13 protein-coding genes and 1 tRNA gene are annotated in these 14,996 nt (G+C 68.4%); 6 read left to right on the forward strand and 8 right to left on the reverse strand.

Translation table 11 applies throughout. The annotated features are described in order from the left end of the window. Positions 1–53: 53 nt before the first annotated feature. Positions 54–806, forward strand: coding sequence for an MOSC domain-containing protein (locus tag IEX49_RS02710; RefSeq protein WP_188803872.1), 753 nt, complete (start codon positions 54–56; stop codon positions 804–806). A 211-nt stretch (positions 807–1,017) separates the two neighbouring features. Next, on the forward strand, positions 1,018–1,683 hold the full coding sequence (locus tag IEX49_RS02715; RefSeq protein ID WP_188803874.1) for an NADPH-dependent F420 reductase: 666 nt from the start codon (positions 1,018–1,020) through the stop codon (positions 1,681–1,683). Between the two features lie 31 nt (positions 1,684–1,714). On the opposite strand, the gene IEX49_RS02720 is transcribed toward IEX49_RS02715, so the two are convergent. Continuing rightward, positions 1,715–2,155, reverse strand: coding sequence for a hypothetical protein (locus tag IEX49_RS02720; RefSeq protein ID WP_229672105.1), 441 nt, complete (start codon positions 2,153–2,155; stop codon positions 1,715–1,717). A gap of 141 nt (positions 2,156–2,296) precedes the next feature. Beyond that, complete coding sequence (gene mca, locus IEX49_RS02725) at positions 2,297–3,217, reverse strand: mycothiol conjugate amidase Mca (RefSeq protein WP_188804252.1); 921 nt, start codon at positions 3,215–3,217, stop codon at positions 2,297–2,299. A gap of 306 nt (positions 3,218–3,523) precedes the next feature. On the opposite strand from mca, the gene IEX49_RS02730 reads away from it, so the two are divergent. The 4 genes from IEX49_RS02730 to IEX49_RS02745 all read left to right on the forward strand — a co-directional run bounded on the left by IEX49_RS02730 (position 3,524) and on the right by IEX49_RS02745 (position 7,939). Beyond that, positions 3,524–3,991 carry a DUF4307 domain-containing protein gene (locus tag IEX49_RS02730; protein WP_188803878.1) on the forward strand — a complete coding sequence of 156 codons (468 nt, stop codon included), beginning with the start codon at positions 3,524–3,526 and terminating at the stop codon, positions 3,989–3,991. Positions 3,992–4,235: 244 nt separating this feature from the next. Further along, a complete protein-coding gene (gene greA / locus IEX49_RS02735) occupies positions 4,236–4,727 on the forward strand; it encodes a transcription elongation factor GreA (protein WP_188803879.1) in 492 nt (163 codons plus the stop codon). A gap of 175 nt (positions 4,728–4,902) precedes the next feature. Beyond that, complete coding sequence (locus IEX49_RS02740; protein ID WP_188803882.1) at positions 4,903–5,547, forward strand: GOLPH3/VPS74 family protein; 645 nt, start codon at positions 4,903–4,905, stop codon at positions 5,545–5,547. 880 nt (positions 5,548–6,427) lie between these two features. Continuing rightward, complete coding sequence (locus tag IEX49_RS02745) at positions 6,428–7,939, forward strand: HNH endonuclease (RefSeq protein ID WP_188803884.1); 1,512 nt, start codon at positions 6,428–6,430, stop codon at positions 7,937–7,939. 48 nt (positions 7,940–7,987) lie between these two features. On the opposite strand, the gene ilvA is transcribed toward IEX49_RS02745, so the two are convergent. The 6 genes from ilvA to IEX49_RS02775 form a co-directional block, all read right to left on the reverse strand. Then, on the reverse strand, positions 7,988–9,208 hold the full coding sequence (gene ilvA, locus IEX49_RS02750; protein WP_229672168.1) for a threonine ammonia-lyase: 1,221 nt from the start codon (positions 9,206–9,208) through the stop codon (positions 7,988–7,990). A gap of 80 nt (positions 9,209–9,288) precedes the next feature. Continuing rightward, positions 9,289–10,968, reverse strand: a complete 1,680-nt coding sequence (locus IEX49_RS02755; protein ID WP_229672106.1) for an AI-2E family transporter — start codon at positions 10,966–10,968, stop codon at positions 9,289–9,291. A gap of 80 nt (positions 10,969–11,048) precedes the next feature. Continuing rightward, the gene (locus IEX49_RS02760) at positions 11,049–12,167 is read right to left on the reverse strand and encodes an aldose epimerase family protein (protein ID WP_188803888.1); all 1,119 of its coding nucleotides are present in this window, start codon (positions 12,165–12,167) and stop codon (positions 11,049–11,051) included. An 89-nt stretch (positions 12,168–12,256) separates the two neighbouring features. Continuing rightward, entirely contained in the window at positions 12,257–13,162 is a 906-nt protein-coding gene (locus tag IEX49_RS02765; protein ID WP_229672107.1) for a Bax inhibitor-1/YccA family protein, read from the reverse strand. Between the two features lie 191 nt (positions 13,163–13,353). After that, positions 13,354–13,427: transfer RNA gene (locus tag IEX49_RS02770), tRNA-Leu, on the reverse strand. A 108-nt stretch (positions 13,428–13,535) separates the two neighbouring features. Beyond that, entirely contained in the window at positions 13,536–14,951 is a 1,416-nt protein-coding gene (locus IEX49_RS02775) for an NAD(P)/FAD-dependent oxidoreductase (protein ID WP_188803890.1), read from the reverse strand. Positions 14,952–14,996: the final 45 nt, after the last annotated feature.

The following is a 14,996-nucleotide window of genomic DNA, read 5'->3' on the forward strand; positions in this document are numbered from 1 at the left end:
CCACGCATCGGCTTGTTCCACCACGAGACGCACGGTGGTGATTGGATGGGGGCATGCCCGCCACCTCCACCACCCCCACCGGCACGGGAGCCGCCGCCCCCAGTGGAACGATCACCGCCGTGCGGGTGGGCCGCGTCCGCACGGTGCGGTGGCGTGACGAGGCGGTGCCCACGGGCGCCTTCAAGGAACCCGTGGAGGGACCGGTGGCCCTGGGACCCACCGGCCTGGCGGGCGATGAACAGGGCGATGTGGTCCACCACGGCGGCCCCGAGAAGGCCCTGATGTGCTACGGACGGGCCCACTACGCCGCTTGGCGGGCCGAAGGGCTCGACCTGCCGGAGGGCGCCCTCTTCGAGAACCTCACCGTGGACGGCCTGACGGAATCCGAGGTCTGCCTGGAGGACGTCTGGGATGTGGAGGGAGTCCGGCTGCAGGTGACGCAGTCACGGCGGCCCTGCTGGAAGCTGTCGTCCCGGTGGGGCATCCCCGACCTGGCCCGCCGCGTGCAATCCACCGGCCGCACCGGATGGTACCTCCGGGTGCTGACACCGGGGACCCTGCAGGCCGGGCAGGTGATGAGGCTGGTCGAGCGCAACCCGGGCGCGGTGGACCTGGCCGAACTGTCCCGCGTGATGAACGTGGACAAGGGCGATACCTCCGCCATCGAGCGGATCCTGGCTTCCCCCGGCGTGCCGGGGCGGTGGCGGTCCACCCTGCAGCGGCGCCTGGACGTGCACCAGGCACGAACGAGCGACTCGGAGGGCCGGATCACGGACGAGGAGGACGCAGACCGGTTGCGAGGATGATCGCCGCCCGGTGTCCCGTACGGCTGAACGACCCAACAACCCAACAACCGCCGGATGTGACGTCAGCCACGGCAGGAATACCCGCGCCGCCAGCTTGTGTTTCCTCAGTGAACTCTGATTCGAGACCCAACTCGAGAACCAACGGTCTCGTGCGCCACGCTCCGGCACGGGCGTGAGCCACCGCAGTAGATCCACCACGGCAAAGGAATCCATGACGACCACGGCAGTCACCCCCGGCAGCATCGGCATCCTCGGCGTAGGCAGAGTCGGGGCAGCTGTGGCCCGCCGTGCGGTCGAATCGGGATACGAGGTCCGCATCGCCACCGCCAAACCCGCCGAGGAGATCGCGCTGCTGGCCGAGATCGTCACGCCGGGTGCCATCGCCGTCGATGCGCCGGAGCTGGCGGAGACGGACCTGACCGTCATCGCGATCCCCTTGCGGAGGTACCGGGACCTGGACCCGGCGCACTTCGCCGGGCGGACCGTCGTCGACGTCATGAATTACTGGGCCCCCACGGACGGCGAGCTGCCGGATTTCGAGCGGGACGCCCGCTCCACCAGCGAGGTGATCCAGGATCACCTGCCCGGCGCCCTGCTGGTCAAGTCACTGAACCACATCGGCTACCACGATCTGGAGGCCGACCATCGGACCTCCGGCGCCGCGGACCGACGTGCCCTGGCCGTCGCCAGCGATCATGAGCAGTCGCGCGCCCTGGTGGCCGCCTTCATCGACCGGATCGGCTTCGATGCCGTCGACGCCGGCCCGCTCGCCGCCGGCCGTGTCTTCCAGCCGGGAACGGAGATCTTCAACGGCAGCCATTCCGCGGTGCAGTTGCGTGGCCTGCTGGCCGAGGCCTGCGCGGGCGCCCGCGTCTGACCGACACGTCCAGCCCGATTTCAGTCCACGATCAGTCGCGGCCGGAGTCCGGAGCCTTGGGCTCCGGTGCGGGGCTGTCGAGGTAGCCCGGGTACTTCTTCTGGAGCCGGGCCCGTTGGAGATCGACGTCGGAGGCCGCTCGCATGTCCGGGTCCACCTCGTCGTGGGGGTGGCGCACATCTTCCGGCAGATGCCCCTGGTAGCGCTCGACGAGCATGTCCTCGGCCTGCGAGGACCGGTACTGCACCCGCCGGACCGACCGGACCATGAGGCGGATGACCACAATGGCCATGGCCACCATCAGCGCCGTGAACAGGAATCCCTCAATGCCGGGCGTGACCTCGGTCTGGTCGAGTCCCGGACGCAACGTCGGTTCCTGCACCCCGGGCGCCGGCTGTTCCGAGGCCTCGCCACCACTGCTGGACGCGGGGGCGGCAGAAGGGGATACGGCAAGGGGAAGGAAGGCGATCACGGTCACCCAGTCTACCGTCCCCACACGACGGACCGGCCCGCGGCAACGGGCGGCTGCCCTGCGGCAACCGTTCGTCGACCGTGCGGCCAGCACGCGCGCGGCACGCGACCGGAACGATCATGGCGCGCGGCCGGCGTCGGGTCAGCGCAGTCCGGTGAAGAGGTCCGTCTCCGGCAGCGTGGTCTCCACGCGCGAATCGATCAGGACGTAGTCCTCCCACGGCCAGGTCCGCCGCATCAGTGCGTTCGGCGTGGCGAAGAACTGCCCGTGCGGATCGATCTGGGTCCGGTGGGCGCGCAGGGCGTTGTCCCGCTGCTCGAAGTAGTCGGCCACATGGATCTGGGTGGTGACCTGGTGGCGCGTCAGCCGGAATCGGGCTGGGGCGGTGGCGGACGGCACGTCCTGCTCGGCCGCCTGGGCCTCCGCCTGCTCCTGCTCCTCCAGGAGCTTGCGGAACCACTCGAGCCGCTCCGTGTACGGAGACTCCTCGCCGGCCTCCAGGTACGCCTCGTGCAGGGCCCGGTACTTGTCCGGGTTGAAGGCACGGTCGTAGTAGAGCTTGGAGGGGGTCCAGGCTTCCCCGGTCCCGGGATACCGTTCCGGGTCCCCGGCGGCCCGGTAGGCCTCCACCGTGACCTCGTGGGACTTGATGTGGTCCGGGTGCGGGTAGCCACCGATCTCGTCGTAGCTGATCAACACGTGCGGACGGAACTCACGGATCACCCTGACCAACGGGGCCGCCGCCTGTTCCAGGGGAAGGGTGCCGAAGCTGCCGAAGGGCAACGGAGGCATCGGGTCACCCTCGGGCAGCCCGGAGTCCATGAAGCCGAGCCACCGGTGCTCGATGCCGAGAGCGGCCCCGGCCTCCTGCATCTCGGTCCGCCGCACGCCGGTGATGTCCCGGTCCAGGCGCACCGTGTCCCCGTAGCCCGGGTTGAGCAGGTCCCCCCGCTCTCCCCCGGTACAGGTCACGACCATGACCTCGGCTCCGGCGGCCTCATAGGCAGCCATCATGGCTGCGCCCTTGGAGGATTCGTCATCCGGGTGGGCGTGGACGGCCATCAGCCGCAGCCCCTGGGACGCCGGCACTCCCCCGGCCTCGGGGACGGCATGGTGTTCTTCCGGCTCGACCGAACCGTACGAGGTCTGCCCCACGGACACCCCGAATTCCGGCGCACCAGTGCCGTCCCGGTGTTCCAGGTCATCCAGGTTGGTCGGGTTCGTACTGCTCACGTGGCCTCGGCTGCTTTCCCATCCCGGGGGTCGCCGCCGGTGTCTGCGGGGGCTCGGGACGGCATGTTCGGGGACCGGTCGGTCCGGGGAATGAACTGCGGTGGACGGTGGCGCGCCGGGATACCATGGAGTGATATGACTTCTACACCCCAGACCTCGGCGGAGCCTGCTCCGATGGACAGCCTAGCGAACCGGTATGGGCGCCCCCAAAGGAACCGCCCCTCGTTCGCTCAGCGCTGGGGAAAATGGATCGCCGCCGCGGCCCTCGCCCTGGCCGTGGGGGTCACCGTCTGGTTCACTGCCTCAGCCAGCGCCCAGACGTTGGGTTGGAAGGACGTCGGTTTCACGATCGAGTCCCCCACGCAGGCCTCGGTGCGGTTCCAGCTCACCAAGGACCCCGAGGACACGGTCCAGTGCGCCATCCAGGTGCTCTCGGAGGAGAAGGCCGTGGTCGGCTGGCGTACCGTCACCATCGGTCCGGAGCCGGCGTCCGAGGACTCCAGACCAGCGGGCACCCCGACGTACTACGACGTCGATCTGCGCACCGATGCGCTCGGCGTCAATGGCGGCGTGAACGCATGCTGGCTCCCCGAGGACTCGTGAGACGCACATCACCTCGAATATGACGTTTCTGAAACACATCCGTTAGAATCAGGTGCAGTACGTTTCAACCCCGCCTGTCAGGGGCTTCCCGCATCACGTCGGGCGGCTCCGCCGGCGGGGTTCTTGCATGATCGCCCCCCGGGCCGCAATCGGCGGCTCAGCATCATGCGCGCGGCAGCACCGGCAGTCCCTCAGCGGCATACCGGATGGCCGCTGACGAGCAATTCGAAGGAGACACGCGTCCATGAGCAACACTGATAGCGCTCCCTGGCTGACCCAGGAGGCTTACGACCGCCTGAAGCAGGAACTGGATCAGATCTCCGGACCCGGCCGTCAGGAGATCATCGACCGCATCGAGCAGGCACGCGAAGAGGGTGACCTCAAGGAGAACGGCGGTTACCACGCCGCTCGCGAGGAGCAGTCCAAGAACGAGGGCCGCATCATCGAGCTCAAGCGACTGCTCGAGACCGCCCAGGTGGGCGCTTCTCCGGAGGACAACGGCGTGGTGGAGCCCGGCATGGTCGTGGAGGCCAAGATCGCCGGCGACCTGGAGGCCTTCCTCTTCGGCAACCGAGAGATCGCCGATGACAAGGACTCCATCACCGTCTACTCCGAGCGCTCCCCGCTGGGTGCCGCCATCCAGGGGTCCAAGGTCGGCGACAAGCTGACCTATGCTGCCCCGAACGGCAAGGACATCACGGTGGAGATCGTCTCCGCCAAACCGTACAAGCCCTGATCCTCACGCGGGCGGACCCGGCGCTGACAGCCCGGCACGCTCGGCAGGACTCGTTCCCTGCACACCGCTTTCCCGACGGCGGCGCACCGGTTCCCCGGTGCGCCGCCGTTCTCGTGGGTGAGGCGGCGGCCAGCGGGAGGCGACGGCCAGCCCGGCACCTTGTTAGGTTGGTGGCATGCTCATCGTCGAAGAGATGTTCCTGCTGCTGACCAAGGACCACGGCACGGCCGGCCGAGCGCGGGGATACCGCCGCTATGGGCTCGCGGCGGCCGCCCTCGCCGACCTTGCCGAACTCGGGATGATCGAGATCGCCCGGGAGGGCAAGGACCCGCAGGTCACAGTGGTGCGGGCCGGCATGACCGGCCACGCCCCGCTGGATGCCGTCCTGCCGGCCCTGGACTCGATGTCGGGGCAGAAGATCTCCACCCTGGTGGGCCGTTCCCAGCTCAGCCCGGACACGGCCGTGGGTCGGAGCCTGGCTCGGCAGGGCATCGTCACCGAGGAGTCCCGCCTCCTCGGCGGGCCTCACTTCGTGACCACCAGTCCCGCCTCAGAGATCGCCCTGCGTGAGCGGCTGGGTCAGGTGCTCACCGGCGACCGTCAGGCCACCCTCGCCGAGGCGACGGAACTCGGCCTCCTCAAGGCCCTCAACGTGGCCCACGGTCTTTTGGGCCCGGCCCGCGGCCAGCTGGACCGGCGCGAGTTGTCCCGGCGCATCGAGGAGATCGCCCACGGGATTCCGGTCGTGGAGGCCGTCAAGCGCCGGGTGGACCCCTTCACCGCGTCCACCATGGCCACGGTCGTTACTGACGCTGGCTGAGAATCCACGGGCCCGAGCACAGCCTGCCTCGGTCCTCATTCAGTCCAGACCTCAGGCCTCGCCCCAGTCCTGAACCCAGCCCTCATTCAGCCCTGACCCCAACCTCGCCCCAGTACTGACCCCAGCCCTCTTACAGTCCTGGGCCCAGCCATCGCCCTCTTCCTGAGCAACCGAGTACGCATCCCTTGGTTGGCTCCATCCTCCACTCCTTCCTCCACACCGCCCAGCTTGAGGCGCGCCGACCACATCTCGGGCCCTCAGCGCTTAACTCGTCCGCCACTCGTGTTCGAATACCAGTACTAGTCCATCGCGAATGGTGGAAATCGGTTCAAGGGCACAGGACGGGAGGGTCCATGGCAGATAGTGATGAGCTGGCTGAGCTGCCCCTGCCTGAGCTATTGGCGCAATCCCGCGCCTTGGCTGCCGAACTCTCCTCCCGCTTAGCTGACCCAAGGCTGGCGGACCGATTGCCCCGCCTCCGTCAGGACACGGAGAGGACCGTAGCGATGACTGGGGCCTCTACGCCCATGCGGACCGCCCCGCTCCTGGGGTTGACGGCTTCGGAGACTCGGATGGTTCCGGCAGAACCTGGTCGAGTGGCGGGGACATGCCCCTGGGAAGAGGTTCAGGCTCCAAGGACGCATCGGTCATCGACCATGAATCGGGCAATCATGATGATGCGGACTCCGACCGCAGCGAAAACGTGGCCGGGTCCTTGCCGGAGTTGCATGTGGGTGTGGAGGCACTGGCCCGCGCCATCGACTCCGCCCGGACAGCCTTGGCCGGGCACACTGACCGGATTTTCGAGGCTCACCAACTTCGGGAGGAAGTGTTGGGCATCCCGCCCGGAAAGTGTGCCTTCAGGAACGGCGCAGAATACTTGCGCGACCTCTTGCGCATCGACCGCCGCGAGGCGAAGTCCCGACTGGCCCGGGCCGCCCACACCATGGCGTCGCTGACACTGGACCGAACCACCGTGATACCCGCCGACATGCCGGTCCTGGCCGAGGCGGTGCAGGCAGCCGAGTTGGGTGAAGCAGCGGTGGACATGATCGTGGGAACGATCGCCTCTGCCCAACGCGAGGCCGTCCTGGCGAATACGGCACCCGGAACGGTAGACGGCCTTCTCGCGGACGGTGAACGGCTGCTCGTCGCCCAGGCCCGGGACCTGAATCCGGACACGCTGAGAAAGGTCTGCGCGCACTGGCGGCAGCGTTTCGAAGCCGTGGTCAATCCAGACGGTTCAGAACCGACCGACGCCCAGCTCAAGGCCATGCAGGGCCTGTTCTACCGCGGTCCAGGCAAGGGGCTGCATCAGTGGACACTGCTGGCCAACGACGTCCAGCATGAAGTCCTCAAGACGGTGGTCTCCGCTGCGTCCAGTCCCCGGACGACTCGCTCAGACGGCGGGATGGGCCCGAAGGGTCGGAACCATGATCGCACCGGCACTGGCACGGGCACCAACACCGACACCGATACCGATACCGATACCGACGATGCAGACCGTGCAACCGAACTGGCCGCGAGTGAAGCCCTCGACGGACGCAGCCGGGCCCAGCGAGAACTCGACGGTCTCGTCAGCGCGTTGACGGGCGCGCTGGCCCTGGTCGGCTTCAAACCTGAGACGGGCATGGGCGCAGACGGCCGCAACATCGAGAACACCAACCCGACCGGCAATGCACAGCCTGGGCCCAGGGGCCGGGCCCGCCCCCAGATCATGGCGGTCATCGATTACGAAACCCTGTTCGCCCGATTCGGCGCTGCGGATGACGGGCACTCCGGAGAACGGCCGCCGCGAAGCGGCCCCACCGGATCATTCGGACTACCCGGTCCGCCCAATGCATCCGGGCCGCCCAATTCGCCCGGACCAGTTGGATCAGCCGGTCCAGTTGGATCAGCCGGTCCAGTTGGATCAGCCGGACCAATCGGTTCAGGCGGATCAGCTGGACGCCAGAATCAGATGGTCTCGACCACGTCCTACGTGGGAGACATCAATCCACAGACGATCCGACAACTCGCGTGCGAGGCCGATCTGATCCCGGTCGTACTGGGCGGCAGCGGCGAGATCCTGGACGTGGGCCGCTCCAAGCGGTTGTTCACGCCTCAGCTCAGGCGCGCCATCACCGCCCGGGACGGCGGTTGCACGGCACCCGGTTGCTCGATTCCGGCACCGTGGTGCGAGGCCCACCACATCCGCCACTGGGAGGACGGCGGGCCGACGTCGGTGGAGAACGGGGCACTGCTGTGCTCACACCACCACCACGCCGTACACGCCGGGGCCTGGAAGATCTCCGTCCGTCAGGGCATCCCCTGGTTCATCCCGGCCCGGTACCTCGACCCCCAACGGCGGCCTCGACGCAACTTCTATTGGCGCCCTGGTCTGGCGGCTTAGGTGAGGTATCCAGGGATCAGGTTGCCAGAGCCCCTCAAGAGATCCCGGCTAATGCTGCACGATCGGTTGGTAACCAGAGGACCGCAACCGGCCCAGGACCTGCTCGGAGTGTTCGTGCCCGCGGGTCTCCATGTCGATCGTGATCGTCACGTCCCCCATGCTGAGTGAGCCACCGATGCGGCTGTGGTCCACGCGGGTGACGTTGGCGTCGGTCTCGGAGATGATCCGGGAGATGTTGGACAGCTCGCCGGGACGGTCCCGCAGGGAGATCTTGACGGTCAGGTAGCGGCCGCCCGCGGCCAGGCCGGACTGGATGACCTTGAGCATCAGCATCGGGTCCACGTTGCCGCCGGAAAGCAGGGCCACGGTGTGCTTGGACTCGATCCCGAGCTCGGCCAGCTTGCCCTCCAGCAGTGCGGCCACGCCCACCACACCGGCGGGCTCGACGACCATCTTGGACCGCTCCAGCAAGAACACCAGGGCGTTGGCGATCGCGTCCTCGGACACGGTGACCACTCCGTCCACGAGTTCCTTGATGATCTGGAAGGGAATCTGGCCGGGCTTGCCCACGGCGATCCCGTCGGCGATGGTCGAGACGTGGGAGAGCGGCACCACGGCGTCTGCGGCCAGGGATGGCGGGTAGGCCGCGGCGTTCTCCGCCTGGACGCCGATGATGTTGATATGCCGGCCCTGACGGCGGGCCATCTCCTTGACGGCCACGGCCACGCCGGCGAGCAGACCGCCGCCACCGATGCCCATGACCAGCGTGTCCACCTCCGGATCCTGTTCGAGGATCTCCAGGCCGATCGTGCCCTGGCCGGCCACCACGTCGGCATTGTCGAAGGGGTGGATGAAGACGGAACCGGACTCGTCCGCATACCGCTGCGCCTCGGACAGGGCCTCGTCCACGTTGTTGCCGTGCAGCATCACCTCGGCACCGTGGTCCTTCGTGGCCTGCAACTTCGGCAGCGCGACGCCGCGGGGCATGAAGATGGTTGCCTTGATCCCCAGCTTGGAGGCTGCCAGGGCCACCCCTTGGGCGTGGTTGCCGGCGGAGGCCGCCACGACCCCGCGGGCCCGCTCGTCCGCGGAGAGCTTGGCCATCCGGACGTAGGCGCCGCGCACCTTGAAGGAGCCGGCACGCTGCAGGTTCTCGCACTTGAGGTGAACCACGGAGCCGGTGAGCCGGCCCAGGGCCCGCGAGTGGTCCAGCGGCGTGGGGACGATGACCCCGTCCAGCAGTCGCCGGGCCTCCTCGATATCCGCCAGGGTGACGGGAAGGTCCGGGAGTACCGCGCGGTCGGCGGCCGTACCCGTCGCGGTATCTGCACTGCTCTGGGGGGTGGTGGTCACTGTGGTCCTCCGTTTCGGTCCGGCCGGCGGCCGGAGTGGTCCATCCCCGTATTGTCCTCCCCCGCGGACCCTGTGCCGCGAAGATTGCCCGGGGTGCCGGTTCCGGGGTCGGCATGGGCGCCGCTATCGGGCTCTGGGCCAACACCGAGTCCAGCATCGAGACTGGCTTCGGGGCCGGCATAGTGGCCCGCATCGTGGCCGGCATCAGGGTCGGTGCGGGCACCTGCGGCACGGTCCTTCCGGAAGCGTCGGGGCAGGAAGCGCGAGCGGGACTGTGACCGCGCGAGCTGCCGGCGGGCCTGACGCCGCTGCTTGGCTGACAGGGTACGTTCGGCAGTGCTGGGAACGCCTTCAGCGGCACCGGGTGCGCCGCCAGGTGCGCCGCCGTCGCCGGCGCCGCCGGATCTGGCAGTGGCGCCTGTGCCGCTCGTGCTGCTTGTGCCGCCCGTGGCCCGGCGGACCACGCCGTCGATGGTCACATAGGCCCGGCCCCACGGCCCCTCCAGTCCGGCGGCCCGGTCCTTGAGCTCAGCGGCCCGGTCCTTGAGCCGGGTATCGCGGTAGTCAGAGGCCGCCGCGGGTTCAGGTTCGTCCTCGAGCCACGGCTTGGCGTGGAGGTACTTGATGGTGGCGTTCAGGAAGGCCATCAGCGGGACGGCGAAGATCGCGCCGACCAGGCCCATCACCGCGGTGCCCCCGGCTACGGCCAGGAACACGGCCAACGGGTGCAGACTGACCGCACGCCCCATGACCAACGGCTGCAGAACGTTGCCTTCGATCTGCTGGACCAGGAGCACCACGCCGAGCATGAACAGGGCGTTCACCCAACCGTTGGCCACGAGCGCCAGCAACACGGCCACCGCGCCGGTCAGGAAGGCACCCACGAGTGGGATGAACGAGCCGAAGAACACCAGCACACCGAGGGGCAGTGCCAGCGGCACGCCGAGGAGCAAGGCGCCCAGTCCGATGCCCAGGGCATCCACGAACGCCACGAAGATCTGGACCCGGACGTAGCTGCCGAGGGAGGTCCAGCCCACATCTCCGGCGCCGTCGATGGCGATCCGATGGCGGGCGGGAACGAAGTTCAGGCAGAACCGCCAGATCCTCCTGCCGTCATAGAGGAAGAAGATCAGTGCGAAGACGGCCAGCACCGTGCCGGCGGCGATGTTGCCGGCGGTGGAGCCGAAGCCCAGGGCACCCGAGAGGATGGTCTGGCTGTTGGCCCGGACCGCCTCGCCGAGGTCCGAGAGGATGTCGTTCCACTGAGCGGTGGTGACGCCGAAGGTCTCCAGCCAGGCGACGATGCCCTGGACGCCCACCACGATCTGGTCCCGCATGTCCGTGAATCCCACGGCGAGTTGCTGGCCGACGAGGGTGAGCAGGCCCAGGACGACGACGATGAATCCGAGGATGACACCGGTCACGGACAGTCCCCGCGGGAGCCCCCACCCCACGAACCGCTGGTGGACCGGCGCGAGGAGGGTGGACAGCAGGGCCGCCACGATCAGCGGGATGACCAGGAGGGAGACATGGCTCAGCAGCCAGATGCCGGCTCCGGCCATCGCCAGCACCAGCAGTATCCGCCAGGACCAGGCGGCGGCCACCGTCAGCCCGTAGGGGACGTCGGCGGCCACCCGGTTGGCCTGGTCGGGCGCGGTCAGAAGGGGGTCCGGCACCCGGGTCTCAGGCTGGGGACCCGGGACTGCGGGCACACCGGAAACCGGAGCGTCCGGAGCCCCGGGCTCTGGGCGAGTGCTCAACGGACTGCCTCCTCAGCGTGTGGACGATCGTGTGCTTGGTGAGAGGAACGGTTCGGCGGATGGTGATGAGTGATGCCCCATGCGGCGCTCAGGTGCTCCCCCGGACCGATCCACACCAGTCCGTCGCCGCTGTTCAGGGCGTTGGCCGGAGCCGTCATCGGTTCCACCGCCACCGCCCGGCGACGGCCGGGAAATTGGTCCGTGAAGAAGACGTGGACATAGCCGAAGGCCGGGTCAGCCCAGAGTTCCACGCTACGCCCATCCGGCGCGGACAGCGTGTGGTGGTGGCGGCTGTCTTCACCGGGATCCAGATCGGTGAAGGCGGCATCGAGCAGGCCGGTACCCACCTGCCGGCCCTCACGAAAGTCCTCGGGCGTTTCCTGGACCGCGACCGTCCCGGTGGGGATGAGCCGATCGTCGGACAGCACCCGGGTTGCCGCCCGCAGCGTCAGGACCAGCTGTTCGCTGGGAACGTCTCCGATCCGCAGGAAGGGGTGGGCGCCGAAGGCGACCGGGGCCGGCCGGCCGGAATGGTTGGTGAGCTGCTGGTGGACGGTGAGGGCGCCGTCGTCGTCCAGGGTGTAGGTGACCTGGTGGGTGAGGCGGAACGGGTAGCCGTGCTGGGGGTGGATCTCACCAAGCAGGACCACCCGGCGGGCCGTCTGCTCCGCCGGGACGAAGGCGGTGTTGCGCAGCAGTCCGTGACTGGCGTTGGAGCGGGATGGTTCCGAGAGGTCGAGCTGCTGGGTCGCGCCGTCCAGCGTCCAGCGACCGTCCCGCACGCGGTTGGGCCACGGGGACAGCTGGATGCCACAGGCCGAGGGCGGGATCTCGTCCGCGCCGTAGGTCTCCACCAACGCCGTTCCGTCCACCTCATAACGCCGCAGGGCACCGGCCAGAGAGGTGACGGTGGCCTCGGCACCCCCGTGGCGGAGCACATACTGGGTGCCCGTCGCGGCAGGCCCTCCGAACCCCACCCCGGCAGGCTGGTCGGCAGGCTGCTCGACAGCCCGGTCGGAGCGCTCACCAGAGGGCTGGTGGGACGGCTCACCGGAGGGCTGGTGGGACGGCTCACCGGAAGACAGGCCGGCGGGACGGTTCTCGGACTCGTTCATGGCTCCATTAACCCAGAATCGGCTGGCCCCGTCCGGATTGTTCCTCCCGGACGGGGCCAGCCGACGGCTGTGGACGGTTCAGTGCGTGGTCAGTCGTTGCCGCGCAGGATCGCCAGGATGCGCAGGATCTCGACGTAGAGCCAGATCAACGTCACGGTGAGGCCGAAGGCTGCGGACCAGGAGTACTTCTGCGGGGCCCCGGCCTGAACGCCCTGGGTGATGGCGGTGAAGTCCATGATGAGCGAGAACGCGGCCAGGAACACGGCGAGGAGGCCGATGCCCAGGCCCAGCAGCGGGAACTCGCCGCGCAGGCCGAACATGGCGTCGGTGACACCGAAGAGCATCAGGAAGAGGTTGACCACGGAGAACAGCGCGTAGCCGATCATCGCGACCATGAAGATCTTCACAGACTTCTTCGAGACGCGCCATTTGCCGGAGGCGAAGAGCGCCAGGGTCACGGCGAACACGCAGAGCGTGGCCAGCACGGCCTGGACCGCGATGCCCGGCCACATCTGCTCGAAGACACCGGAGATGCCACCGAGGAACAGTCCCTGCGCGGCGGCGTAGATCAGGATGAGCACGGGCGAGGGCTCACGCTTGAATGCGTTGACGAGTCCCAGGACCAGGCCGACGATCGCACCGGGCAGCATGAGGGCCGGCATGTTCCACCCGACGGCGGCACCGGCCACGACGAGCAGCAGGGTGATGACGGTCTTGGCGATGACATCGTTGTAGCTCATCCGGCCCGTGTCAGCCGGACCCGCGGCGGGCTGGGCGTACATCTGCTCCAGCTGCTCCGGGGTGTACTGCTGGCTCGGCTGGTCCTGCGTCACCCGCTGGCCGAACTGCGGCTGCTGGGTCTGGTCCTGCGGAGCCTGGCCCCGGGAACCGCCCTGGTACCAGCCCGGCGCCTGCTGCGTGGCAGCGCCACCCCGGCCGTCACCGGAGTGCATCTGTTCCTGGAAGTTCTTGCTGTTGAAGACGGGGTTGGCCACGGGCCATCTCCTCTGTTGGTGGCGTGCAGTCCACTTCGCGTCGGTCCTGCCCGGAAATCCGGCCTGGACCTGCAGTGGGGGCTGGGGATAGTCTATCGGGCCTGGCTGAGAATCAACCCGGAACGGTCACCCGGCCCCGACGATCCGCGCTCGGCTGAATCCGTAGCAGGGGCCGGCGGTACCGCCGGCAGTACCCCCAGTGGGACTCGAACCCACAACACAGAGATTTTAAGTCTCCCGCCTCTGCCAATTGGGCTATGGGGGCGCAACGGACCCAGCACGCTGAACCACACACGACGCCGGCCCGGCACCTCTCAAGGGTACCGGGCCGGCGTCGTGGTGTGGGGTCTGGGGACCCAGCTCGTTTAAGACGTCACTTCCCCGCGGACTCCAGCACCTTCGGGTTGTCGAAGCGACCCGGCTTGAGCTCGCCGCCGGCTGCCTCGAGGAAGGGGTTGTGCGGGTTCTCGAGGCCCTCGATCGGCGTGGTGTCGCGGCCGAACACGACACCCAGGACCCAGTCGGAGACCACGCGGGCCTTGCGCTCGAACGTGGGCATGGCCAGGCCGTGGTAGCCGCGGTGGGCCAGCCATGCGGGGACGCCGCTGAGCTTGAGGCCCATCGGGTTGCCGACGCCCTTGCCGAAGCCGAGGCCGGCCACGGCACCGAGGGACTTGTGGACGTATTCCTCCACGGCACCCTCGCCGAAGCGCACGGCCAGCAGGTTGGCGGCGAGGCGCTTGGCCTGGCGCACGGCGTGCTGGGCGTTGGGAACGCAGTGGCCTCCGGGGCCGTCGCCGGTCAGGTCCGGCACGGCGCACACGTCGCCGGCGCCCCAGGCGCCCTCGAGGACCCCGCCGTCTCCGTCGGAGATCTGCAGGGTCGGGGTGACCTCGATCCGGCCACGCTGTTCCACCGGGAAATCGGTCTGCTTGGCCACGGCGTTGGCGGCCACGCCGGCGGTCCAGACGAGGGTGTCGGTCTCGAAGGAGCCGGCGTCGGACTTGTCCTGCATGTTGATGAGTTTGAGGACTCCGCCCTCGGCGCCGGCGAGCGAGGTGTTGAGCAGGACCTCGATGCCGCGGGACTTCAGGTGCTCGACGACCTCGACGGCCTGGTCCTCGCCGACCTCCGGCATGATCTTGCCCATGGCCTCGATCAGGACGATGCGCGCATCGGACTGGGCCAGGCGCGGGTTCTTCTTGATGACGGACCGGATCAGGTCCTCCATCTCGGAGATGGTCTCGACGCCGTTGAAGCCGCCGCCGACGACGGCGAAGGTCAGGGCGCGGCTGCGGGCCGCGGCGTCGGTCATGGTGGAGGCGGCCTCGAGGCGGTCCAGGATCTGGTTCCGCAGCTGGACGGCCTCCTGTACGGTCTTCATGCCGATGCCGGCCTCGCCCAGGCCCGGGATCGGGAACACGCGGGTGGTGGCCCCGGCGGTCATGACGACGTCCTGGTAGGGGATCTCGAACTCGGAGCCGTCCTGGGTCTGGACGGTGGCGGTCTTGCGGGCGTGCTCGACCTTGATGACCTTGCCCTGGACGATCTCGGAGTTCTTCAGGTGGGTGCGGTGGTCCACCACGATGTGCCGGGGCTCGATGTTCCCGCCGACGACCTCAGGCAGGAACGGCTGGTACGTCATGTACGGGTTCGGGTCCACGAGGGTGACGACGCCGCCACGCTCCTTGACCTTCTTCTCCAGGTTCTTGGCGACGTACAGGCCGGCGTAACCGCCGCCGACGATGAGGACACGGGGCTTCGGGGACAGCTGCGGAGTGATTGCCATGACACCCAGCCTAGACCCGCTCACCACACTTCGTGAAATTTTTCA

The sequence above is a fragment of the Citricoccus zhacaiensis genome (genome assembly GCF_014645315.1).
Taxonomy (GTDB): Bacteria; Actinomycetota; Actinomycetes; order Actinomycetales; family Micrococcaceae; genus Citricoccus; species Citricoccus zhacaiensis.